A 21,127-nucleotide genomic window follows, 5' to 3' on the forward strand; every position below is an offset into this window, starting at 1 on the left:
GCCGTCTTCATGCTGCGCGACGGCGACGCCACCGCCGCGACGATCACGCTGACCCCGGAAGCGGAGGACGGGCTGTGGTCCGAGCGGGAACTCGGCGAGCCGTCCCTCTTCGTCAACAAACTCACCGTGGCACGCACCCACGCCGGCCGGAACCTCGGCGGCCGGCTCCTGGACTGGGCCGGGGACCGGGCCTTCCACGGCGGCGCGAAGTGGCTCCGCCTGGACGCCTGGACGACCAACGAGGGTCTGCAGGAGTACTACCGGCGCCAGGGATTCGAGCATGTGCGGACCGTACGGGAGGGCACCGCGGTCAACGGCGGCCCGCGCGTCTCGGGGTGGCTCGCCCAGCGGGCGACACGGATGGCGTGGCCCGCCGAGCACGGCTTCATCGACGAGGCGCCGGCGCCACAGCCTGTTCTGTGAGGCGTGAGGCGTGAGGCGTCAGACGTGAATCGTCAGGTGTGAGGCGTGGTTCCCCATGAGCGCCGCGTCCTCCCCTGGCCTCCAGTAGTTCTGGACCTTTCCCGCGCCCCGCAAGGAATGGCGCGGACAAAACCTCAGCAAAGGGGCGCCCAAGTGAATGGGCGTCAGATGAATCGGCGCACTTGAGGCAACATCTTGGTGAACGGTGGGCGCCTCGCGGTCAGGGCGGGATGCCGCCGTCGGCCGGATGGGGTGAGGGGTGTGGCACAGCCGAGGATCGCCGTCGCCGTGGTGACCATGGGCAACCGTCCCGACGAGGTCGACGCCCTGCTGGAGTCCGTGGCCAAACAGGACGTGGCCCCCGCCCGGATCGTGATCGTCGGCAACGGCTGCCGCCTGCCCGAGTTCGCGCGGCGGCTCTCCCTGCCCGGCGAGGTCACCACCGTCGACGTCGAGGAGAACCTGGGCTGTCCCGGCGGCCGGAACGTCGCCCTGGCCCGGCTTCGCGCGTACGGCGACATCGACGTCGTCGTGGAACTGGACGACGACGGACTGCTCGTCGACGCCGACGTGCTGCGCCGGGTGGCCGAGCTGTACGCGGCCGATCCGCGCCTCGGCATCGTCGGCTTCCGCATCGCCGACGAGCACGGCGAGACCCAGCGGCGGCACGTGCCGAGGGTGGGCAGGTCCGACCCACTGCGCGGTGGCTACGTCACCGGGTTCCTCGGCGGCGGGCACGCCTTCCGCATGGAGATGCTGGCCGAGACCGGGGACTGGCCCGAGGCGTTCTTCTTCGCGCACGAGGAGACCGACCTCGCCTGGCGCGCCGCCGACGCCGGCTGGAAGATCCGCTACGCCCCCGAGCTGCTCCTCCAGCACCCCAAGACCTCGCCGGCCCGGCACGCCATCTACTACCGCGTCAACGCCCGCAACCGCGTCTGGCTCGTCCGGCGCCGGCTGCCTCTGCCGCTCGTCCCGGTCCACCTCGCGGTGTGGATCCTGCTCACCCTCGCCCGTACCCGGTCCGTGGCGGGGCTGCGCGCATGGTTCGGCGGATTCGCGGAAGGGCTGCGGGAACCGGCCGGCGAACGCCGCCCCATGCGCTGGCGGACGGTGTGGCACCTCACTCGCCTGGGACGCCCGCCTGTCATCTGACGGGCGAAGGGCGAAGGGCGAACGGTGAGGCGGGCATGGGACGGGGTGGAGTACGACGACCTGAGCGTCCGCCGCTCCCTCGCCGCCGCCCATGACGACCTCGCCGCCGCCGCACGCGAGGCCGACCGGGACGCCGCCCTCGCCCTGCGCCACATCGGCGCGCTCGACCTGCCGACCTACGGCGCACCGCTGGTCGCCCGCCTCACCGGCACCGACGACCGCCGCGCCGAGGCCGCCCTGGACCGCCTGGTCGACGTGGCCCTGCTGGAGGAAACGGCGTACGGCCGCTACACCCCCCCACGACCTGGTCCGCGACTTCGCCCGCGAACTGCCCGCCACCACCCCGAAACCCCCACCACCCCGAAACCCCCACCACCCCGAAGCCTCCCACCGCCACCTCCACCCTGACGCTCTCCACCATGGCAACCGCCATCAACTTGCCCACTACCTCACCCTCACCCACACCCACACCCACGTCCGACCCCGACCCCGACCCCGAACTGGCCGCCCTCCGCTGGTTCGCCGCCGTTGCCGAGCGCGCCCTGGTCGCCCTCCTGGAACCCGGCCTCGACCTGGACGACCGCCGCCGTCCCACCTCCGCCCAGTTGCCCGAGCCCGCCGTGGACGTGGCCGCCACCGAGCAGCACCGGCGTTCGCTGGCGATCGGGGACGTGATCGGCGCGGTCATCGTGCAGCACTCGGCGTGCCGCGACATCGGCTACGCCCACCTCACCCTCGGCGAACCGGCCGCCGCCGCCCGGCACTTCGAGGAGAGCCTGCGCATCCTCGGCGGCCACGGCGACTGGCACGGCGAGTCCCAGACCCGGCTCGGCCTGGTCCGCGCGCTGCGGCGGCTGGGCGAGGCGGAGCGGGCCGCCCGCGAGTGCGCCGAACCGCTGCGCCGGGCCGACGCCCGCGCCGACCGCTACATGGGCGGTCTCGCCCGCCACCAGCACGGTCTTCTGCTGTGCGAGCAGGGCCGCCGGACGGACGCGTGCGACGCCTGACGCGCGGCCCTCGCCGCGCTGGACGGCACGGACGAGCAGGCTTTCCAGGAGGAACTGCGCGCCCTCCTGGACAGCTGAACTCCACACGACCGAACCTCACTTGGCGTCTGCATAACACTCCACCACCGCCGTCGTGAACGGAAACCGCACCGGCGTCTCACCGAACGTCAGCCGCCCGGCGAGTTCGGCGGCCTCCTTTATGGCCCGTACGACCGTGTCGGCCTCCTCGGCCGGGCAGTGCACGATCACCTCGTCGTGCTGGAAGAAGACCAGCTCGGCCGCGAGATCCGCGCAGGCCCGGCGCAGCGCGGCGAGCACGAGCAGGGCCCAGTCGGCGGCGCTGCCCTGCACGACGAAGTTCCGCGTGAAGCGGCCCCGCGCGCGGGAGTTGGTGGACGCGTAACCCGGGACCCACGCCTGTCCGTCCCCTTGCCCGTCTCCCTGTCTCTCCCCTCCCTGCGCGTCCCCGTGTCCGGCCCGGCCGTCCGAGTCGTCCATGCCGACGGGGATGCCCGCCTCCTCCGCCGCGTCCTCGCCCGCCCCGGCGGCGGGCGGGCAGGTCCGGCCCAGCCAGGTGCGCACCAGCCGGCCCTCCTCGCCGGCGCGCGCGGCCTCGTCCACGTAGGCCACCGCTCTGGGGAAGCGGCGGCGCAGCGCGGCGAGGTTCTTCAGACCGTCGCCCGAGGTCTGGCCGTAGACCGCGCTGAGCACGGCGATCTTCGCCTGGTCGCGGTCGCCGGAGAAGGCGCGCTCGGAGACGGACTGGTAGAGGTCGCTCTCGCGGCCCGCGACCTCCATCAGACCGGGGTCGCGGGAGATCGCCGCCAGGACGCGCGGTTCCATCTGGTCCGCGTCGGCCACCACCAGCCGCCAGCCGGGGTCGGCGACCACGGCCCGCCGGATCACCTTGGGGATCTGCAGCGCGCCCCCGCCGTTGGTCACCCAGCGGCCGGTGACCGTGCCGCCGGCGAGGAACTCCGGCCGGAAGCGGCCGTCGCGCACCCAGTCCTGCAGCCAGGACCAGCCGTGCGCCACCCAGATGCGGTACAGCGTCTTGTACTCCAGCAGCGGTGCGACCGCCGGATGGTCGACCGACTGGATCTCCCAGCGGCGGGTGGACCTGACCTTGATCCCGGCCTGCGCGAAGGCCTTGATCACGTCGGCGGGCAGGTCGGGCCGCACGCGCCGGCCGAAGGCCGCCGAGACCTCGTCCGCCAGCTCGGCCAGGCGGCGCGGCTCGCCACCGCCCGCGTACCGCTCGCCGAGCAGGTCGCGCAGTACCTCGCGGTGGACCTCGGCGCTCCAGGGCAGTCCCGCGCGGTTCATCTCGGCGGCCACCAGCATGCCCGCCGACTCGGTCGCGGTGAGCAGCCGCATCCGGTCGGGGTGGGCCGTCTTCTCGTGCCGCCGCATCTGGTCGGCGTAGACCGCGAGGAGGTCCTCCAGGGGCAGGCGGGTGCCGGTCGGTTCGAACAGCGGGGACTGGGCGCCCGGTTCGGCCGAGCGCTGTGGCGGGTCGGGCGGTACGGGGCCGCCGCGGAGGCGGGCCAGGGCGGCGGCGGCCGAGCGCGGCTCGCCGTGCCGGCCCTCGTGGCCCAGCAGGAGTGTCTCGGCGTCCTCGATGTCGTAGCACCGCTCCACTCGCACCCCCGTGGCGAGCAGACGCGGGTAGACGTCGGCGGTCGACCGCCACACCCAGCGCGTCACCTCCGGACGGCTCCGCACCGCCCCGGCGAGATCGCTCTCCCGCCGCACCGGACCGGCGGGCAGCCCGTCCGGACCGAGGGGGGCGACGTCCACGCCACCGTCCTCGGCCGGAGCGAGTGCCCATCGGTCGGCCATGTCTGCGAGTGTCGCAGGCCCCACTGACAACGCATCCGACCTGCGGTTTCACCGCCCCGACCGCCCCGACCGCCCCGACCGCCCCGACCGCCCCGACCGCCCCGACCGCCCCGACCGCCCGACCGCCCCGACCGCCCGACCGCCCGTCCGCCCGTCCGCAACTCCCAACCGCGACCCGCGCCCCCCCCAAGCGCGACCCGCGACTCGGGACCTGCGCCCTACTTCGCCTCCCCTTCCCCTTCCTCGTCCCCCTCCGCATCCCCTTCCGCCCCCGCGCCCGCGTTCTTCTGCTCCAGCAGCAGCGCCAGCACCTTGCCGAGGTACTCCTCGGTCGCCGCCTTGGAGATGCCGAGGCCGTTGAGGACGCCCTCGCCGTTCTCGTGCTCCAGCAGGGCCAGCAGCAGGTGCTCGGTGCCGATGTAGTTGTGGCCGAGCCGGAGCGCCTCGCGGAAGGTGAGTTCCAGGACCTTCTTGGCCTCGGGCCCGTAAGGGACCAGTTCGGGGACGTCCTCGGCGGCCGGCGGAAGGGCGGCGGTCGCGGCCTGGCGTACGGAGTCCAGCGGGACGCCCTGCGCGGTGACCGCCTTCGCGGCCAGGCCCTCCGGCTCGGCGAGCAGTCCGAGGACCAGGTGCTCGGGGCGGCCCTCCGGGTTGCGGGCGGCCAGGGCCTCGTTGTGCGCGGCCATGACCACGTTCCGCGCGCGGGGGGTGTAGCGGCTGAAGCCCTGGCTGGGATCGAGGTCGGCCGACTCCTTCGGCACGAACCGCTTCTGCGCCGCCTGCCGGGTCACGCCCATGCTCTTGCCGATCTCGGTCCAGGACGCGCCCGAGCGACGGGCCTGGTCGACGAAGTGGCCGATCAGGTGGTCGGCCACGTCACCGAGGTGATCGCCGGCGATCACCGCGTCCTGGAGCTGTTCGAGGGGCTCGGAGTGGGCCTTCTTGATGGCCTCGATGAGGTCGTCGAGGCGTACGGATGCCGTGATGTTCGGGTTGGTCGCCATGTGTCAACCGTAAGTTGACACCCCGCTAGTGTCAACCCGTGGTTGACAGTCCAGTTCTCCCGCTTCAGCCCCGATCCCGCGCGCCCAGCCGCCCAGGCCCGTTATCCACAGCCTGTGGACACCGCCTCCGGGCTTGTCAGTACCCCATGGCACGATCGACGACGTGACCAGCACTGCCAGCACCGTCGCGCGCGCCTTCCGGGCCGCCCTCTACGACGACACCGACTCCGGACTCGACACCGGCGCGTCCCTGCTCGCCGCGGACCTTGGCACGGACGCCGAACTCACCCGGCGCGGCGAGGAGTTCGTGGCGACGGCGTGGCAGCGCGGCTGGCAGCCCGCCGATGTCGTGCGGCTGGTGCGGCGGGAGCTGGACGACGTCCACGTGGGTCTGTCCGCCGTGCTGATCCGCGCGCAGGCGGGCCGGGACCGTCCGCGTGGGCACCGCTGGGCCGCTCAGATCGAGGCCCTGGAGGAGTACGCGGCGCACGCACGCGTGGGCGACCGGTTCTCCTACGCCACCGCCGTCCTGGAGCTGTACCGCCTGCTGCTGCGCCTTCCCGGCCTCGAACCCCTGGAGGAGACCCGCAAGGCCCCCGGTGCCGGAGCCTCCCGCATGCTCACGCGCATCCGCGCGCTGCTCGCCAAGGCGGAGGCCACCGGTTACCCGGAGGAGGCCGAGGCTCTCACCGCCAAGGCGCAGGAACTGATGGCCCGGCACAGCGTGGACGAGGCGCTGCTCGCGGCGTCGGCCCCCGCACCGGACGCGCCCGGTGCCTGCCGGATCGGTGTCGAGCCGCCGTACGAGCAGGCCAAGGCCGTGCTGCTGGACGCGGTCGCCCGCGCCAACCACTGCCGCGCGGTGTGGAACGAACCGCTGGCCTTCTCCACGGTCGTCGGCTTCGAGGCCGACCTGGAGGCCGTCGAGCTGCTCTACACCTCACTGCTGGTGCAGGCCACGCACGCGATGACCAAGGCCGAGGCCGCCCAGAGAGCAGGCGGCCGCAAGCGCACCAAGACCTTCCGCCAGTCGTTCCTCGCGGCCTACGCCCACCGCGTCGGCGACCGGCTCGCAGTCGCCGCAGAGACCCAGGTGACCCAGGACCTGCTGCCGGTGCTGGCCACGCGCGAGATAGCCGTCACCGACCGGCTGGAGGAGATGTTCCCGCAGACCACCACGACCCGGCTGCGCGGTGTGAGCGACGCGGCCGGCTGGACCGAGGGGGCAAGGGCGGCGGACGAGGCCCAGGTCAGGGCCCGGCCCAGGCTGCCGTGAGGATCAGTCCCCGACCTGCTGGAAGGCGGTGACGGAGGCGTCCGGGGTCTGCCCGCCGCCCTTGGTGGCGACGGGTCCGTACGACCACGGGAAGCTGCGGGTGGCCGTGGAGCCCGGCAGGGCGATCTTCACGGACTTCGCCTCCAGGCTGCTCTTGTCACCCGCCTTGCCGCGCACGTAGCCGATGGTGAAGGTCGCCGAGTCGCCCTTGGCGAGCTTCAGCTTCTGGGCCTTCGCGCCCGGCAGTACGGGCACCTCGGCCTCGGTGCCGCCCGCGCCCAACCGTGCGCTCGGGAACTTGTCCAGGGTGCAGGGGGTGCTCTGGTTGGTGATGCTGACGGGCACCTCGCCCGTGTCGCCGGCGGCAGGGGCCACGCTCGCCGACCCGATCTGTACCGACACCCCGCCGATCTCGCAGGCGGAGTCGTTCTTTCCGTTCTTGGCACCGCCGCCGTCGTTGCAGGCGGTCAGCACCAGGGCGGCGGCAAGAGCGGTGACGGTGAGCGGAATGGCGCGCATGAGCAGGTCCCATCGAGGTCGTGACGATCTCCCCGCATCATGGCGCCTGCACCCGGGACCCGATCACGCGCCCCTCCCGAATCACCGGTTCGGATGTGCGGCGTCTCGGAGAGCTGACCGCCTCCGGCGCACCGGCACCCCACCGACCTCACCGGGCCGACCGCCCCCGGCGTACCGGCGCCTCACCGACCCGACCGCCCCACGCGCACCGGCACCTCACCGGCCCGACCGCTCCCGGCGCGCGCCGGCCCCACCGATTCACTGCTTCAGTTCGCTGCTGAGTTCACTGCGCGGGGGATCGTCCCCGCACTGCGCGGGGGATCGTCCCCGCACTGCGCGGGGGATCGTCGCCGCACTGCGCGGGGGACCGTCGCCTCACTGCGCCGGGATCGTCGCCGCACTGCACGGGGACCCTCCCCTCACTGCGCCGGGATCGTCGCCAGCCCGGACGGCAGCTTCCCGCCCTCCGCCTTCGTGTACGTCTCCTCGCCGAGCCCGCCCGACCAGATCACCTTCAGGTCCTTCGCGGTGACCGACTCGACCATGCCGCCGGCCCGGTCCTTGTTGCCGTCCGTGCAGTTCAGATGGATCATCCGCATGCCCGACTCCTCGCCCGCGGTACCGCTGCACACGGTCCCGCCGGTGGCGAAGAGCCCGGCCTGCTTCTCGGTGATCACCAGGGCGACGATCTTGCCGCCGCTGGTGGTGACCCAGCTGCCCTGGAGCTTGTCGGAGGCGCCCGTCACGGTGCCGGACGCGTCGCCCGGACCCGCGGTCGACGTCGGGGTCGCGGAGGGCGAGGAGCCCTTCTCGGCGTCACTGCCACTGCCACCGTCACCGCCACCACTGCACGCGGTCAGCGTCAGCACGCCCACCAGACCCGCGGCCGCGGCAGCGGTCCGCACCCTTGCAGTCGCCGTCGTCACGTCACGCTCCCAAGCTGTAGCCGTTCCCCCTGGGGCGGAGGATCCGCAGCAAGCTACCAGCCGTCACCAGGAGGACTTTCGAACTCCTGGCAGGAAACCGGCGTGAGCCTGTTCGCGCAGGTTCACCCGGGACAGCCCGAAGGTGCGCAGATAACCGCGCGGGCGGCCGTCGACCTGGTCGCGGTTGCGGACCCGCGTGGCGCTGGCGTCGCGCGGCTGCCTGCGCAACTCCCGCTGGGCGGCGAGCCGTTCGGCCTCCGTGGAGGAGGGGCGGCGGATGATCTCCTTCAGTTCGGCGCGGCGCTCGGCGTACCGGGCGACGATCTCCTTGCGCTGCTCGTTCTTCGCGATGCTGCTCTTCTTGGCCATCAGATCTTCACTCCTCGGGCGCGGATGCGCGCCACGGCCGCCTCGACGCCGATCGTGTCCACGGTCTTGATCGCCTTCGCGCTCAGCCGCAGCCGTACGTGCCGGCCCTCGCCGGGCAGCCAGTAGCGCCTGGTCTGGATGTTCGGGTCGAAGCGGCGGGACGTGCGCCGGTGGGAGTGGGAGATGCGGTTGCCGAAGCCGGGCCGGGCTCCGGTGAGCATGCAGTGGGCGGACATGGTGACGTACCTCTCGTACTCAGGGCTTGGTAATGGGATTCATTTTCAGTAAGATAGCAGCATGGCACGCAACGAACTCCGCCCGGTCACCAAGCTCCGGTCCACGGCCGGAACCGGCTTCACCTACGTGACCCGCAAGAACCGCCGTAACGACCCCGACCGCATGACCCTGCGCAAGTACGACCCGGTCGCCGGTCGGCACGTCGACTTCCGAGAGGAGCGCTGAGGTATCGCCATGCGCAACGCAATCCACCCCGAGTACCGGCCCGTCGTGTTCCGTGACCGTGCCGCGAACTACACCTTCCTCACCCGCTCCACCATGACGAGCGCCAAGACGATCGCGTGGGAGGACGGCAACACCTACCCCGTCGTGGACGTCGAGATCTCCGACGCGAGTCACCCCTTCTACACCGGCACCGCGCGCGTCCTGGACACGGCCGGGCGCGTGGAGCGCTTCGAGCGCCGGTACGGGAAGCGGGGCGCCGCGTGAGCATGGCCGTGGCCGTCGTCGGCGGGCTTCATGCCGAGGCCCGCGCGGCGGCCGTGGCACGGCTGCTCACCGACGTGCCCGGAAGCGTCGTACTCCACCACGACCTGGCGACGGCCGCCGACGGCACGGTCGTGCGCACGGTCCGGGACCGCCACGGTGTCCTGTCGACCGCGCGGACGCCCCTGGTCAACGACTGCGCGTGCTGCGCCCTGCGCGAGGACCTGGTGCCCGAGCTGCGCCGCCTCGCCGGTGACGGCACGACCCGGCTCGCGATCGTCGAGCTGTGGGACTCCGTCGAGCCCAAGGCCATGACCGAGGTGATCACGGCCGGCGGCCTCGCCGTCACGGGCGTGATCACCGCCGTCGACCCCGCTCTGGTGCTGCCGTACCTCGGCAACGGCGACGACCTCGCCGACGTCGGGCTCGCCGCGGCGGCCACCGACCAGCGCACGGTCGCCGACACCTTCGCCCGGCAGCTGGAGTACGCCCCCGTCCTCGCCGTCGCCGACTCCCCGGACGCCGACGACGAGGACCGCGAGCTGCTCGCGCAACTCCATCCGACAGCCCGCCGGGTCCCGATCGGCCACGGCGACCCGGCGGGCGCCACACCCGCACCCGCGCCCGGTGCCACACCCGCACCCGCGCCCGGTGCCACACCCGCGCCCGGTGCCACACCCGCACCCGGTGCCACACCCGCACCCGCGCCCCCGGCCGGTGCCGCACCCGCACCCGCACCCGAGGCGGGCGCCGCATCCGCACGCGCCCGCAGCCCCCTCGCCGCAGCCGCGCTCGCCGGCTTCGACGTGGAGGCCGCCGCGGCCGCCCAGCACCCGGCCTGCGCCCTGCTGCCCGCCGAGGCCGACGACCACGGCGTCACCACGCTGGTCTGGCACCGGCGCCGCCCCTTCCACCCGGAGCGGCTGTACGAGGCCCTGGAGAACCTGACCTGTGCCGCGGCCCGCAGCCGGGGGCGGTTCTGGCTCGCCGACAAGCCCGATGTGCTGCTCCACTGGGACGCGGCCGGCGGCGCGCTGTGCGTCGAGAGCGCCGGGCCCTGGCTCGCCGCCCTGCCCGACGCCGCCTGGGAGATGGTCCCGCCGGTCCGCCGGGCCGCCGCCGCGCTGGACTGGCACCCGGAGCACGGTGACCGCGGCACCCACCTCGTGTTCACCTCGCCGGGCCTGGACCGCGACGGACTCGCGCACCTGCTGGAGTCCTGCCTGCTCACCGACGCCGAGTACGCCGGCGGGCGCGACGCCTGGCAGAAGCTGCCGCCCGCCTTCGACACCCTCTTGGAGGTCTGATGCCCCGCAACAGCGATCGCAACAGTGACCGCGACAGCGACCGCACCAGAGGCCGCAAGGGCGACCGCAAGCCCGACCGGAACCGCCCCAACCCGCTCGACCAGGCAGGGGTGACCTTCATCGACTACAAGGACACCGACCTGCTGCGGAAGTTCATCTCCGACCGCGGCAAGATCCGCAGCCGCCGGGTCACCCGGGTCACCGCCCAGCAGCAGCGACTGCTGGCGCGGGCCGTCAAGAACGCGCGGGAGATGGCACTGCTGCCGTACTCCAGCAGGTGAACGCCTATGGGTAGGCGATCCCCTACGGTTGACTCGTAGGGGATCGCCTACCTATTTTTGGGGCATGACCATCACGCACGCCTCATTCGTCACGCTTCCCGTCTCCGACCAGGACCGCGCCCTGCGCTTCTACCGGGACGTCCTGGGCATGGAGGTCACCGCGGACCGGGACATGCCCCAGGGCCGCTGGCTCCAGGTGGCCCCGGCGGGGGCCCGGACCGTCTTCACGCTCTCCGGGCCCGGCATGGGGGATTTCGAGCCGGGTTCGGCTCGGGGGATCATGTTGGTGACGACCGATGTCGACGCGGACTGCGCGCGGCTCGCCGAGGCGGGCGCCGAGGTGCGCGGGCCGGACGACCTCCCCTGGGGGCGGATGGCCTCCTTCACGGACCCCGACGGCAACGGTCTGATGCTGCTGACCCAGAAGGAAGGCTTCTGACCGCTCCATGAACGGAACGGGTACGGGTACGGGTACCGCCGCCGAGGACCGCGTCTTCGCCGCGCTCGCCAACGCCACCCGGCGCGAGGTGCTGCGGTTGCTGCGCGAGCGCGGGCCGCAGCCCGTACAGGCACTCGCCGACCACTTCGACATACGCCGCCCGAGCCTCTCGGAACACCTCAAGGTGCTCCGGGAGGCCGCTCTCGTCTCCGAGCGGCGCTCCGGCCGGCAGCGGATCTACCAGCTGGAGGCGGCCCCGCTCGCCGAGGTGCAGGACTGGCTCCATCCGTACGAGCGGTTCTGGCGCGGCCGGCTGAAGGGGCTCGGCGCCCTGCTGGACGCCATGCCCGACGATGAAGGGCCATGAGCACACCACCGCGGCCCGGGGCGGACGGCGACGACCTGACCACCGTCCGCGTCGACCAGTTCTTCCCGCACCCTCCCGCCAAGGTCTGGCGCGCCCTGACCGAGCCCGGACTGCTCGCCCAATGGCAGATGCCCGGGTCCGAGGACTTCCGGCTCGAGGTCGGGCACACGTACCGGATGACCTCGCTCCCGCGCCCCAGCTCCCGCTTCTCGGGCGTCGTCGAGGTCCGCGTCCTCGCGTACGACACCGGGCGGATGCTGTCGCTGCGGTGGGCCGACGCCGATCCGGCCGGTCCCACGGAATGGACCATCACGTGGACGCTGGAACAGGAAGGGCGCGGAACGCGTCTCTTCCTGGTACACGAAGGATTCGATCCGGACGATCCGGCGCAGATGATGGCGCGGAAGATCATGAACGGGGGATGGCGGGGGCATGTGCTCCCTGCTCTGGGGCAGACGCTGGAAGGGCTCCGCTAGACGGCCGTCCCGGCTGTAACCGCAGGATAACCCCCCGTGCACGTGCATCTGCTCATGCATCTGCACATGAACAAGGTTATGATCCGCTTCAGTTGTCCAGAGCATCCATGGCCACATCAGCCAGTGCACACCGGGGAGCGACCTGTGAACCGCGACGTTGACAGCGTGTACGGGGGGTTCGACGTGTACAACGGCATGGCTGCCACGCAGCTGGACGGAGTGGCCTGGCAGAAGAGCCGGCACAGCAACTCGCAGGGCTCCTGCGTGGAGTTCGCGCGGCTGCCCGGCGGCGAGGTGGCCGTACGCAACTCGCGCTTCCCGGACGGACCCGCGCTCGTGTACACGCGCGCGGAGATCGAGGCCATGCTCCTCGGCGTCAAGGACGGCGAGTTCGACCACCTGATAGTGAGCTGACGCCCGCGAGCGAGCCGACGCCCGCGCGGCGGCGGTGACATCCACGTGACGGGTGGACCGACGGATCGACGCGCGTAGAAACAGCGCGTGCGCGTGTGCCGTACGTCCTCAGTCGGCCGGCCCGATCCGGAACAGCGCCCAGACGACCTTGCCGCTGAGGGTCCCCGCGAGCGGGTGCCAGCCCCAGCTGTCGGCGAAGGAGTCGACCAGGAACAGGCCGCGCCCGGACTCGGCGGAGAAGTCGTCGGAGTCGCGCGGTACCGGCGTCTCGTTGCTGGGGTCGCGCACCGCGCACACCAGCCGCCCGGTCCAGCGCATCAGATGCAGTCGCACGCGGGGCGGATCCTCGGCGCCGCGCGCCGTGCCGTCGGGCAGCGCGTGCCGCAGGGCGTTGGTGACGAGCTCGGAGACGACCAGGCATATGTCGTCGAAGTGGTCGCCGACGTCCCATCGTTCCAGGGTGTCCCGGGTGAAGCGCCGTGCGTCGCCCACCGCCTCGTAGCGGGCGGGCAGGGCGCAGGAGGCGGCATCGGAGACGGCCGAGGGGTCCAGCGGCGGAAGGCCCTGCCGTAACGGCTTGAGCATGGTCGATCCATTCGTTCCCATGCGAGGCACTCCCCCGGGAATTCGCGGTCGTTGCGATGCAGCGGTGGCGCCGGACCATGGTTTCGGATGCGCAGGGCAGATGCAAGGGCAGATGCACGTGCACGAGACCGAATTGGACCCTCCCGTACCGCTTGTTGGCCATTTTTTCCGCCATCTGCGGGGTGTTCCCCGTCAGTGGTCAGGACCTCTCGCAGGCAGAACCGGCCGTCCTCTTTCCGTTTCCGTAACCGGACGAGTACTGCTTGAAGTGTTTTAGTGGCAGACTTCGGGCCCTGAAGACGGTTGGGGAGGCTGGCGAACGTGAGCGCGGGAGAGCCCGGATCGGTGGTGCGGCGCATGCTGCTCGGCTCGCAACTCAGGCGACTGCGCGAGGCGCGCGGCATCACGCGTGAGGCGGCGGGGTACTCCATCCGCGCCTCGGAGTCGAAGATCAGCCGGATGGAGCTGGGCCGGGTGAGCTTCAAGACCAGGGATGTGGAAGACCTGCTGACGCTGTACGGCATCACCGACGAGGCCGAGCGCGAGTCCCTGCTCTCCCTCGCGCGCGAGGCCAACGTGGCGGGCTGGTGGCACAGTTACACGGACGTCCTGCCCAGCTGGTTCCCCACCTATGTGGGCCTGGAGGGCGCCGCCTCCCTGATCCGCGCCTACGAGGTGCAGTTCGTGCACGGCCTGCTCCAGACGGCGGACTACGCGCGCGCGGTGGTCAAGCGCGGCATGAAGGGCGCGAGCGCGGACGACGTGGAGCGGCGGGTGGCGCTGCGCATGGAGCGGCAGAAGCACCTGCTCGCCTCCGACGCGCCGGAGTTCCACATCGTCCTCGACGAGGCCGCCCTGCGCCGCCCCTACGGCGACCGCGAGGTGATGCGCGGTCAGCTCCAGCATCTGATCGACGTCTCCGAGCGGCCGAACGTACGGCTGCAGATCATGCCGTTCGGCTTCGGCGGGCACTCCGGCGAGAGCGGCGCCTTCACCCTCCTCAGCTTCCCCGAGTCCGACCTGTCCGACGTCGTCTACGTGGAACAACTGACGAGCGCGCTCTATCTGGACAAGCGCGAGGACGTCGCCCAGTACGAGCAGGCGCTGAAGGAGCTCCAGCAGGACAGCCCGGGGCCCGGCGAGAGCCGCGATCTCCTCCGGGGTCTCCTCCAACTCTCCTGAAACACAAGTACGATGACGCGTGATCAGCACTGGCGTGGATCTGGTGTCCGCTAGCGATTGAGGGATCACATGTCGTCCTACTTCAGCGACCTGGCCCAGCAGTACATCGACGGTGAGTGGCGTCCGGGCACCGGTTCCTGGGACGTCATCGACTTCAATCCGTACGACGACGAGAAGCTGGCCTCGATCACGGTCGCCACGGTCGACGAGGTCGACCAGGCCTACCGGGCAGCCGCCCGCGCGCAGAAGCAGTGGGCCGCGACCAACCCCTACGCCCGGCGCGCCGTCTTCGAGAAGGCCCTCAGGCTGATCGAGGACCGCGAGCAGGAGATAGCCGACCTGATCATCGCGGAGCTGGGCGGCACGCGCGTGAAGGCGGGCTTCGAGCTGCACCTCGCCAAGGAGTTCCTGCGTGAGGCGGTCCACCTGGCGCTGCGCCCCGAGGGCAGGATCCTGCCCTCCCCGATCGACGGCAAGGAGAACCGCGTCTACCGCCTGCCGGTCGGCGTCGTGGGCGTGATCAGCCCGTTCAACTTCCCGTTCCTGCTGTCGATCAAGTCGGTGGCCCCGGCGCTGGCCCTCGGCAACGCCGTGGTCCTCAAGCCGCACCAGAACACCCCCATCGCCGGCGGCACCCTGGTCGCGAAGATCTTCGAGGAGGCCGGCCTGCCCGGCGGCCTGCTCAACGTCGTCGTCACCGACATAGCCGAGATCGGTGACGCCTTCATCGAGCACCCGGTCCCCAAGGTCATCTCCTTCACCGGGTCCGACAAGGTCGGCCGACACGTGGCCACCGTGTGCGCCAGGAACTTCAAACGCTCGGTGCTGGAACTGGGCGGCAACAGCGCGCTGGTCGTCCTGGACGACGCCGACGTCGACTACGCGGTCGACGCGGCGGTCTTCAGCCGGTACGTCCACCAGGGCCAGGTGTGCATGGCCGCCAACCGGGTGCTCGTGGACCGCTCGGTCGCCGACGAGTTCACCGAGAAGTTCGTCGCCAAGGTCAGGTCCCTCAAGGTCGGCGACCCGCGCGACCCGGAGACCGTCATCGGCCCGGTGATCAACTCCCAGCAGGCGAACGCGATCTCGGGCACGGTCGAGCAGGCGCTCGCCGAGGGCGCCACGGCACTGCTGCGCGGCGCCACCGAGGGCAACCTGGTCGGGCCCAGCGTGCTCACCGGCATCCCCGCCGGCTCCCCCCTGCTCGAACAGGAGGTCTTCGGCCCGGTCGTCTTCCTCGTCCCGTTCGACGGCGAGGAGGAGGCGGTGCGGATCGTCAACGGCACCCCGTACGGCCTCAGCGGCGCCGTCCACACGGGCGACGTCGAGCGCGGCGTGGAGTTCGCCAAGCGGATCGAGACCGGCATGTTCCACGTGAACGACGGGACCGTGCACGACGAGCCGATCGTCCCCTTCGGCGGTGAGAAGCACTCCGGTCTCGGCCGCCTGAACGGCGAGACGACCATGGAGGCCTTCACCACGATCAAGTGGATCTCGGTGCAGCACGGCCGCAGCCGCTTCCCGTTCTAGGGGTTCCGGCCCGGAGTTCCGGGTTCCACGGACCATGTGTTCCAGGGACTCTTTCGGGGGTTCCTTCGCGTGCCGGGCCCATGCGGACAGAATCTGACCTCATGGGCTCGTAGCGTCGTCGAAGTCAGGGGAAAGCCCCTGGAAGATCCGACGAAAGGCGGCCGACCGTGGTGACGCACGTGGCGGCAGAGGAACAGCGCGAAGAATGTGAAGAACGCGAAGAACACGGAGCGCTGCTGGCGTTCCTGGAGGAGGAGCGGGGCGGCGTCCGCCGCGCGGTACTGGGTCTGACGGACGCGCAGGCGTCCGCCCGGACCACCGCGAGCGAGCTGTCCCTGGCAGGACTGATCAAGCACGTCGCGGAGGTCGAGCAGGGCTGGATCGCCCGCGCCCGGCACGAGCCGCCGGCGCACAAGCGCGACCCATCGAACTGGCACGAGTCGTTCGTCCTCGTCGGGGACGAGACCGTGGCCGGACAGCTCGCGTACTGGGAGCAGGTCGCCGCCGAGACGGAGAAGTTCATCCGCTCCGCGCCCGATCTGAATGAGACCTTCCCGCTGCCGCCCGACCCCTGGTTCCCGCCGGAGGGCCGCGCCTCCCTGCGCTGGCTGTGCCTGCACCTGATCCGCGAGACGGCCCGGCACGCCGGACACGCCGACATCATCCGCGAGTCCCTCGACGGGAAGAAGTCGTACGAGCTGATGGCCCTGGAACACGCGGGCTAGAAGCGCGGCCATAATCTGGACCGCATGTCAACCATCCGCCTCCTCGTGCTGGGCGCGGTCCGCCAGCACGGGAGGGCCCACGGTTACCAGGTCCGCGGCGACCTGGAGTACTGGGGCGCGCACGAGTGGTCCAACGCCAAGCCGGGCTCGATCTACCACGCCCTGAAGCAGATGGCGAAGCAGGGACTGCTCCACGCGCACGAGATCGCTCCGTCCACGGCCGGGGGGCCGCCGCGCACCGAGTACGAGATGACGGACCGGGGGACCGAGGAGTACTTCCGGCTGCTGCGCGAGGCCCTCGTCTCCTACGACCAGAAGACGGACGCGACGTCGGCCGCCATCGGCTTCATGGTCGACCTGCCGCGCGCCGAGGCGGTGACGCTCCTGAAGGAGCGGATCCGGCGGTCCGAGCGGTGGCGCTCCGCCGTCACCGAGCACTACGTGCCCGAGGACGGCCCGGAGCGGCTCGGACACATCGGCGAGATCATGAACCTCTGGGTCCACACGGCCGACGCCGAGGCCGAGTGGACCCAGAGTCTGATCGGGCGGATCGAGGGCGGGGCGTACACCTTCGCGGGCGAGGGCGAGCCGTTCGTCGGCGTGCTGCGCGAGGGCGAGGAGAACCCGTACGCGACGGGGGAGCGGCACCCGCAGGACGACCACTGACCGCGTTCGCCCCGGCACCCCTCACACGCCCCGGCACCCTCATGCGCCCCAGCACTCTCATGCGCCCCGGCACCCTCATACGACCGGGCACCCCTCAGTGGTGGAACCCGGTGGCCGCTTCCTTGTCGCGGGTCAGCGGGTGCGGCTGGCGGCGCAGTTCCGGCAGCAGCCGGGCGAGGTCCTCGACGAACAGGGCGGCCAGGTCGTGCGTGAAGCCGTTGCGGCACACCACACGCAGCACGGAGAGGTCCTCCCGGTTGGGCGGGAAGGTGTACGCCGGGATCAGCCAGCCGTGCTCGCGCATGCGCCGGGAGACGTCGAAGACGTCGTACGACGACACGTGGTCGGCCGTGGTGAAGGCGAACACGGGGAGTTCGTCGCCCCGGGTGAGCAGCTTGAAGTCGCCGAGCGCCTCGACCTGCCGCGCGAGGGACATCGCCACGTCCCGGGTCGACTGCTGCACCGCGCGGTAGCCCTCGCGGCCCAGGCGCAGGAACGTATAGTACTGGGCGACCACCTGCGCCCCGGGGCGGGAGAAGTTGAGCGCGAAGGTCGGCATGTCGCCGCCCAGGTAGTTGACCCGGAAGACCAGTTCCTCGGGCAGCGCCTCGGTGTTCCGCCACAGCGCCCAGCCCACGCCGGGGTAGACCAGCCCGTACTTGTGCCCCGAGGTGTTGATGGACGCGACCCTCGGCAGCCGGAAGTCCCACACCAGGTCCTCGTCCAGGAAGGGCGCGATCATCGCCCCGGAGGCGCCGTCGACGTGGACGGGGATGTCGAGGCCGGTGCGCTCCTGGAGGGCGTCCAGGGCCGCGCACAGCTCCGCTATCGGCTCGTAGGAGCCGTCGAAGGTGGAGCCCAGGATGCCGACGACCCCGATGGTGTTCTCGTCGCACAGCTCGGCGGCGGCCTGCGGGTCGAGGTGGTAGCGCTCGCCCTCCATCGGGACCAGCCGGGCCTCCACCTCCCAGAAGTTGCAGAACTTCTCCCAGCAGACCTGGACGTTGACGCCCATGACCAGGTTCGGGCGGGCCCCCGGGTAGCGGTCGGCGTTGCGCTTGGTCCAGCGCCGCTTGAGCGCCATGCCGGCGAGCATGCAGGCCTCGCTCGACCCGGTCGTCGAACAGCCCACCGTGGTGGCGGGATCGGGCGCGTTCCACAGGTCGGCGAGCATCGCCACACAGCGCCGCTCCAGCTCGGCGGTGCGCGGGTACTCGTCCTTGTCGATCATGTTCTTGTCGCGGCACTCCGACAGCAGCACCCCGGCCTGCGGTTCCATCCAGGTGGTGACGAAGGTGGCGAGGTTCAGCCGCGCGTTGCCGTCCAGCATCAGCTCGTCGTGCACCAGCTGGTACGCCGTCGACGGCGGCAGCGGCGCGTCCGGGAGCCGGTGGGTGGGCGGGGCCTCGGTCATCCCGCCGACCGGGTTCGCCTCACCGAAGAACGGGTTGACGGACATCGTTCGCTCGTCGGTCTTCGAGGGGCCTTTGTGCAATGCCATGTACGTGCCTCCAGAGAGATGTCAGTTGACAGGATGTCAGCGGACAGGGTGTCAGCGGACAGGGTGTCAGCGGACCGGGGTGCCGTCCGCGCGCAACTGCATCTGAGGCCGCCCGGTCACCAGCAGCCAGGCCGGCAGCGAGCCGATGCACAGCAGTGCCAGGACGGCGGGCGAGGAGACCAGGACGGCGGCGGTGAACAGACTCACCCAGCCCTGCCGGGTGATCGCCAGGAGCATGCCCAGGACTCCTGTCGACACGCCCACCGCGGGGTGGACGCCGGGCACCAGCGCGTGGGCGCACAGGCCCAGCGCGGCACCGACGAACACGGCCGGGAAGATACGCCCGCCCCGGAAGCCGCAGGAGGCCGCGACGAGCAGTGCCGCGAGCTTCACCACCGCCAGCGCGGCGAAGCCGCCCGCCGACCGGCCCTCGGGGGCACGGGCCAGCTCCGCGACCTCGTCCAGCCCCTTGAACAGCGTCAGCTGACCGCCGGCAGCCGCCAGCGCGCCGAGGACGACCCCGCCCGCCGGAAGCATCAGCATCGGGTGCCGCAGCCGCCGGAAGGCCGCGTGGACGTACGGGAAGCCGTACACGGCGCACATGCCGAGCAGCGCGGACGCCGGGGCGATCACCAGGGCCGCCGCCACGTCGCCCCAGCGGGGGTGGCCGAAGGGCGGCAGGCCCAGGTCGAACGACGGTCGGGAGACCAGGGTGGTCGTGAGGGCGCCGCACGCGCCGGCCGTCAGCGAGGCGAACAGGTTGTCCCACAGCCGTCCCCGCATCGGCCGCCCGGCCAGCGCCTCGGAGATGACCAGCGCCGCCGCCACCGGCGTCCCGAACATCGCCCCGATCGTGCCCGCCTCGGCCAGCGCGGGCCACATGCCGTCCTCCGCGCGGGGAACCAGCCGCCCGCCCAGCCAGGCCGCGAGGGCGATGTTCACGGCGATGATCGGGTTCTCCGGGCCCAGGCTCGGCCCGCCGGCCAGCATCAGCCCGACCGCCAGCACCAGACCCGGCAGCACGAACGGCGCCAGGACCGGCGCGTCGAGCCCGAGGGTGGCCGGTTCGGGTCCGGCGTGCCCCGGCGCTTTCCAGACCACCAGGCCGACGGCCAGGCCGGTCGCGGTCAGCATCACGAACATCCACGGCACGGAGTACCGGCCGACGCCCAGCGCGTCCGGCAGGGGCCCCCACAGCACGTGCTGGAGTTGTTCCGCGGCCCGGCTCACCCCGACGAAGACCAGGGCGGCAGCCACCCCCACGACGGCGGCGGGCAGGATCAGCGGGAGCAGCGCCCGCGCCGGGGCCGGGGGAGCGGTCGGGGGCGGCTGCCGCACCATGTCGTGGGCCACGGGCTCACCATAAGCGGACAAAAGGATCTCAACATCCGGGACGAAACGACCGTCCGGCCGGGAAAGCCGCTTGCACCTCACGTGACGTGAGGCTGCAGCGTGGAGCCCGTACGGACGACGAATCCGCATGGACGACGAAACCTGACGGACGACGAAGGAGCGGGAAGTGAGCTACTCCGTGGGACAGGTCGCGGGGTTCGCCGGGGTCACGGTGCGCACCCTGCACCACTACGACGAGATCGGGCTGCTCGTGCCCAGCGAGCGCACCCGCGCCGGCCACCGGCGCTACGCCGACGCCGACCTCGACAGGCTCCAGCAGATCCTGTTCTACCGGGAGCTCGGCTTTCCGCTCGACGAGGTCGCGGCCCTGCTCGACGACCAGGCCACCGGAAAGGCGGACGCGCGCGTACACCTGCGCCGCCAGCACGAACTGCTGACCGCCCGGATCGAGAAGCTGCAGAAGATGGCCGCGGCCGTGGAGCACGCCATGGAGGCACGCACGATGGGTATCAACCTCACCCCCGAGGAGCGGTTCGAGGTCTTCGGGGACAAGGATCCCGAGCAGTACGCCGAGGAGGCGGAGCAGCGCTGGGGCGGCACCGAGGCCTACGCGGAGTCGCAGCGCCGGGCCGCCCGCTACACCAAGGAGGACTGGAAGCGCCTCCAGGCCGAGGTCGACGACTGGACCGAGCGCTACGTCGCCCTCATGGACGAGGGCGGGGAGCCGACCGGCGAGGCGGCCATGGCCCTGGCCGAGGAGCACCGCCTGCACATCAGCACGTGGTTCTACGAGTGCCCGCACGGCATGCACCGCTGCCTGGGTGCGATGTACGTGGCCGACGAGCGCTTCAAGGCGTTCTACGACTCCATGCGGCCCGGTCTCGCCGACCACCTGAGCGAGGCGATCACCGCGAACGCCGACCGGCACACCGCCTGAGCCCCGGCCCCCGGGAGCAGTCCCGGGGCTCACCGGTGCGCCCCGGTTGTCGCGCGGTGCATCCTGGAGCCACCGGTGGAACCCGGAGCGGTCACCTGGCGTTGATAGCTTTGTGCGCCC

General features: G+C 71.7%; 27 protein-coding genes. 18 read left to right on the top strand and 9 right to left on the bottom strand.

Going from position 1 to position 21,127, the window contains the following annotated elements:
• Window positions 1-9 precede the first annotated feature (9 nt).
• From ACGFYV_RS15870 to ACGFYV_RS15885, 4 genes are all read left to right on the top strand, one after another.
• A complete protein-coding gene (locus tag ACGFYV_RS15870) occupies window positions 10-423 on the top strand; it encodes a GNAT family N-acetyltransferase (RefSeq protein ID WP_393879033.1) in 414 nt (137 codons plus the stop codon).
• A 261-nt stretch (window positions 424-684) separates the two neighbouring features.
• Window positions 685-1,578 (top strand): glycosyltransferase family 2 protein, encoded by an 894-nt coding sequence (locus ACGFYV_RS15875; protein ID WP_393878948.1) that lies wholly within the window; start codon window positions 685-687, stop codon window positions 1,576-1,578.
• 24 nt (window positions 1,579-1,602) lie between these two features.
• Window positions 1,603-1,986, top strand: coding sequence for a hypothetical protein (locus ACGFYV_RS15880; protein ID WP_393878949.1), 384 nt, complete (start codon window positions 1,603-1,605; stop codon window positions 1,984-1,986).
• An 11-nt stretch (window positions 1,987-1,997) separates the two neighbouring features.
• Window positions 1,998-2,585 carry a hypothetical protein gene (locus ACGFYV_RS15885; RefSeq protein WP_393878950.1) on the top strand — a complete coding sequence of 196 codons (588 nt, stop codon included), beginning with the start codon at window positions 1,998-2,000 and terminating at the stop codon, window positions 2,583-2,585.
• Window positions 2,586-2,681: 96 nt separating this feature from the next.
• Here the strand turns inward: ACGFYV_RS15885 and ACGFYV_RS15890 are convergent, their stop codons facing one another.
• Window positions 2,682-4,427 carry a bifunctional 3'-5' exonuclease/DNA polymerase gene (locus ACGFYV_RS15890; RefSeq protein ID WP_393878951.1) on the bottom strand — a complete coding sequence of 582 codons (1,746 nt, stop codon included), beginning with the start codon at window positions 4,425-4,427 and terminating at the stop codon, window positions 2,682-2,684.
• 218 nt (window positions 4,428-4,645) lie between these two features.
• The gene (locus tag ACGFYV_RS15895; RefSeq protein WP_393878952.1) at window positions 4,646-5,431 is read right to left on the bottom strand and encodes a Clp protease N-terminal domain-containing protein; all 786 of its coding nucleotides are present in this window, start codon (window positions 5,429-5,431) and stop codon (window positions 4,646-4,648) included.
• A gap of 163 nt (window positions 5,432-5,594) precedes the next feature.
• Between ACGFYV_RS15895 and ACGFYV_RS15900 the strand changes: the two genes are divergently transcribed.
• Window positions 5,595-6,707, top strand: a complete 1,113-nt coding sequence (locus ACGFYV_RS15900; protein WP_393878953.1) for a DUF2786 domain-containing protein — start codon at window positions 5,595-5,597, stop codon at window positions 6,705-6,707.
• A 3-nt stretch (window positions 6,708-6,710) separates the two neighbouring features.
• On the opposite strand, the gene ACGFYV_RS15905 is transcribed toward ACGFYV_RS15900, so the two are convergent.
• The 4 genes from ACGFYV_RS15905 to rpmB form a co-directional block, all read right to left on the bottom strand.
• Window positions 6,711-7,226, bottom strand: a complete 516-nt coding sequence (locus ACGFYV_RS15905) for a DUF4232 domain-containing protein (RefSeq protein WP_393878954.1) — start codon at window positions 7,224-7,226, stop codon at window positions 6,711-6,713.
• A 419-nt stretch (window positions 7,227-7,645) separates the two neighbouring features.
• A complete protein-coding gene (locus ACGFYV_RS15910; RefSeq protein ID WP_393878955.1) occupies window positions 7,646-8,152 on the bottom strand; it encodes a hypothetical protein in 507 nt (168 codons plus the stop codon).
• 63 nt (window positions 8,153-8,215) lie between these two features.
• Complete coding sequence (gene rpsN, locus ACGFYV_RS15915; RefSeq protein ID WP_393878956.1) at window positions 8,216-8,521, bottom strand: 30S ribosomal protein S14; 306 nt, start codon at window positions 8,519-8,521, stop codon at window positions 8,216-8,218.
• Window positions 8,521-8,757, bottom strand: a complete 237-nt coding sequence (rpmB, locus tag ACGFYV_RS15920; protein WP_393878957.1) for a 50S ribosomal protein L28 — start codon at window positions 8,755-8,757, stop codon at window positions 8,521-8,523. The genes rpsN and rpmB overlap by 1 nt, the downstream gene beginning before the upstream one ends.
• Before the next feature lie 61 nt (window positions 8,758-8,818).
• Here rpmB and rpmG point away from each other — a divergent pair, with 61 nt between their 5' ends.
• The 8 genes from rpmG (at window position 8,819) to ACGFYV_RS15960 (ending at window position 12,528) form a co-directional block, all read left to right on the top strand.
• The gene (rpmG, locus tag ACGFYV_RS15925) at window positions 8,819-8,983 is read left to right on the top strand and encodes a 50S ribosomal protein L33 (protein WP_393878958.1); all 165 of its coding nucleotides are present in this window, start codon (window positions 8,819-8,821) and stop codon (window positions 8,981-8,983) included.
• A gap of 9 nt (window positions 8,984-8,992) precedes the next feature.
• Window positions 8,993-9,247, top strand: a complete 255-nt coding sequence (locus ACGFYV_RS15930; RefSeq protein WP_393878959.1) for a type B 50S ribosomal protein L31 — start codon at window positions 8,993-8,995, stop codon at window positions 9,245-9,247.
• A gap of 2 nt (window positions 9,248-9,249) precedes the next feature.
• Window positions 9,250-10,551, top strand: a complete 1,302-nt coding sequence (locus tag ACGFYV_RS15935) for a GTP-binding protein (RefSeq protein WP_393879034.1) — start codon at window positions 9,250-9,252, stop codon at window positions 10,549-10,551.
• Complete coding sequence (gene rpsR / locus ACGFYV_RS15940) at window positions 10,551-10,832, top strand: 30S ribosomal protein S18 (RefSeq protein WP_393878960.1); 282 nt, start codon at window positions 10,551-10,553, stop codon at window positions 10,830-10,832. The genes ACGFYV_RS15935 and rpsR overlap by 1 nt, the downstream gene beginning before the upstream one ends.
• Before the next feature lie 64 nt (window positions 10,833-10,896).
• Window positions 10,897-11,271 (top strand): VOC family protein, encoded by a 375-nt coding sequence (locus tag ACGFYV_RS15945; RefSeq protein ID WP_393878961.1) that lies wholly within the window; start codon window positions 10,897-10,899, stop codon window positions 11,269-11,271.
• 7 nt (window positions 11,272-11,278) lie between these two features.
• A complete protein-coding gene (locus ACGFYV_RS15950; RefSeq protein WP_393878962.1) occupies window positions 11,279-11,638 on the top strand; it encodes an ArsR/SmtB family transcription factor in 360 nt (119 codons plus the stop codon).
• Window positions 11,635-12,114, top strand: coding sequence for an SRPBCC domain-containing protein (locus ACGFYV_RS15955; RefSeq protein WP_393878963.1), 480 nt, complete (start codon window positions 11,635-11,637; stop codon window positions 12,112-12,114). Before ACGFYV_RS15950 ends, ACGFYV_RS15955 begins: the two co-directional genes overlap by 4 nt.
• 195 nt (window positions 12,115-12,309) lie before the next feature.
• Window positions 12,310-12,528, top strand: a complete 219-nt coding sequence (locus ACGFYV_RS15960) for a DUF397 domain-containing protein (RefSeq protein WP_225824967.1) — start codon at window positions 12,310-12,312, stop codon at window positions 12,526-12,528.
• 108 nt (window positions 12,529-12,636) lie between these two features.
• Here the strand turns inward: ACGFYV_RS15960 and ACGFYV_RS15965 are convergent, their stop codons facing one another.
• Window positions 12,637-13,134 carry an ATP-binding protein gene (locus ACGFYV_RS15965; protein ID WP_393878964.1) on the bottom strand — a complete coding sequence of 166 codons (498 nt, stop codon included), beginning with the start codon at window positions 13,132-13,134 and terminating at the stop codon, window positions 12,637-12,639.
• Between the two features lie 336 nt (window positions 13,135-13,470).
• Between ACGFYV_RS15965 and ACGFYV_RS15970 the strand changes: the two genes are divergently transcribed.
• From ACGFYV_RS15970 to ACGFYV_RS15985, 4 genes are all read left to right on the top strand, one after another.
• Window positions 13,471-14,295 (top strand): helix-turn-helix domain-containing protein, encoded by an 825-nt coding sequence (locus ACGFYV_RS15970; protein WP_393879035.1) that lies wholly within the window; start codon window positions 13,471-13,473, stop codon window positions 14,293-14,295.
• A 69-nt stretch (window positions 14,296-14,364) separates the two neighbouring features.
• Window positions 14,365-15,825: an aldehyde dehydrogenase family protein gene (locus tag ACGFYV_RS15975; protein WP_393878965.1), complete on the top strand. Its 1,461-nt coding sequence runs from the start codon at window positions 14,365-14,367 to the stop codon at window positions 15,823-15,825.
• 167 nt (window positions 15,826-15,992) lie between these two features.
• Window positions 15,993-16,550 (top strand): DinB family protein, encoded by a 558-nt coding sequence (locus ACGFYV_RS15980; protein WP_393878966.1) that lies wholly within the window; start codon window positions 15,993-15,995, stop codon window positions 16,548-16,550.
• Between the two features lie 24 nt (window positions 16,551-16,574).
• Window positions 16,575-17,216 carry a PadR family transcriptional regulator gene (locus tag ACGFYV_RS15985; protein WP_393878967.1) on the top strand — a complete coding sequence of 214 codons (642 nt, stop codon included), beginning with the start codon at window positions 16,575-16,577 and terminating at the stop codon, window positions 17,214-17,216.
• A 94-nt stretch (window positions 17,217-17,310) separates the two neighbouring features.
• On the opposite strand, the gene ACGFYV_RS15990 is transcribed toward ACGFYV_RS15985, so the two are convergent.
• Together ACGFYV_RS15990 and ACGFYV_RS15995 are read right to left on the bottom strand one after the other, a co-directional pair.
• Window positions 17,311-18,717, bottom strand: a complete 1,407-nt coding sequence (locus ACGFYV_RS15990) for a glutamate decarboxylase (RefSeq protein WP_393878968.1) — start codon at window positions 18,715-18,717, stop codon at window positions 17,311-17,313.
• A gap of 66 nt (window positions 18,718-18,783) precedes the next feature.
• Entirely contained in the window at window positions 18,784-20,058 is a 1,275-nt protein-coding gene (locus tag ACGFYV_RS15995) for an ion channel protein (RefSeq protein WP_393879036.1), read from the bottom strand.
• Window positions 20,059-20,236: 178 nt separating this feature from the next.
• Between ACGFYV_RS15995 and ACGFYV_RS16000 the strand changes: the two genes are divergently transcribed.
• The gene (locus ACGFYV_RS16000) at window positions 20,237-21,007 is read left to right on the top strand and encodes a MerR family transcriptional regulator (RefSeq protein WP_393878969.1); all 771 of its coding nucleotides are present in this window, start codon (window positions 20,237-20,239) and stop codon (window positions 21,005-21,007) included.
• Window positions 21,008-21,127: the final 120 nt, after the last annotated feature.

The sequence above is a fragment of the Streptomyces sp. NPDC048297 genome, assembly GCF_043201585.1.
GTDB lineage: Bacteria > Actinomycetota > Actinomycetes > Streptomycetales > Streptomycetaceae > Streptomyces.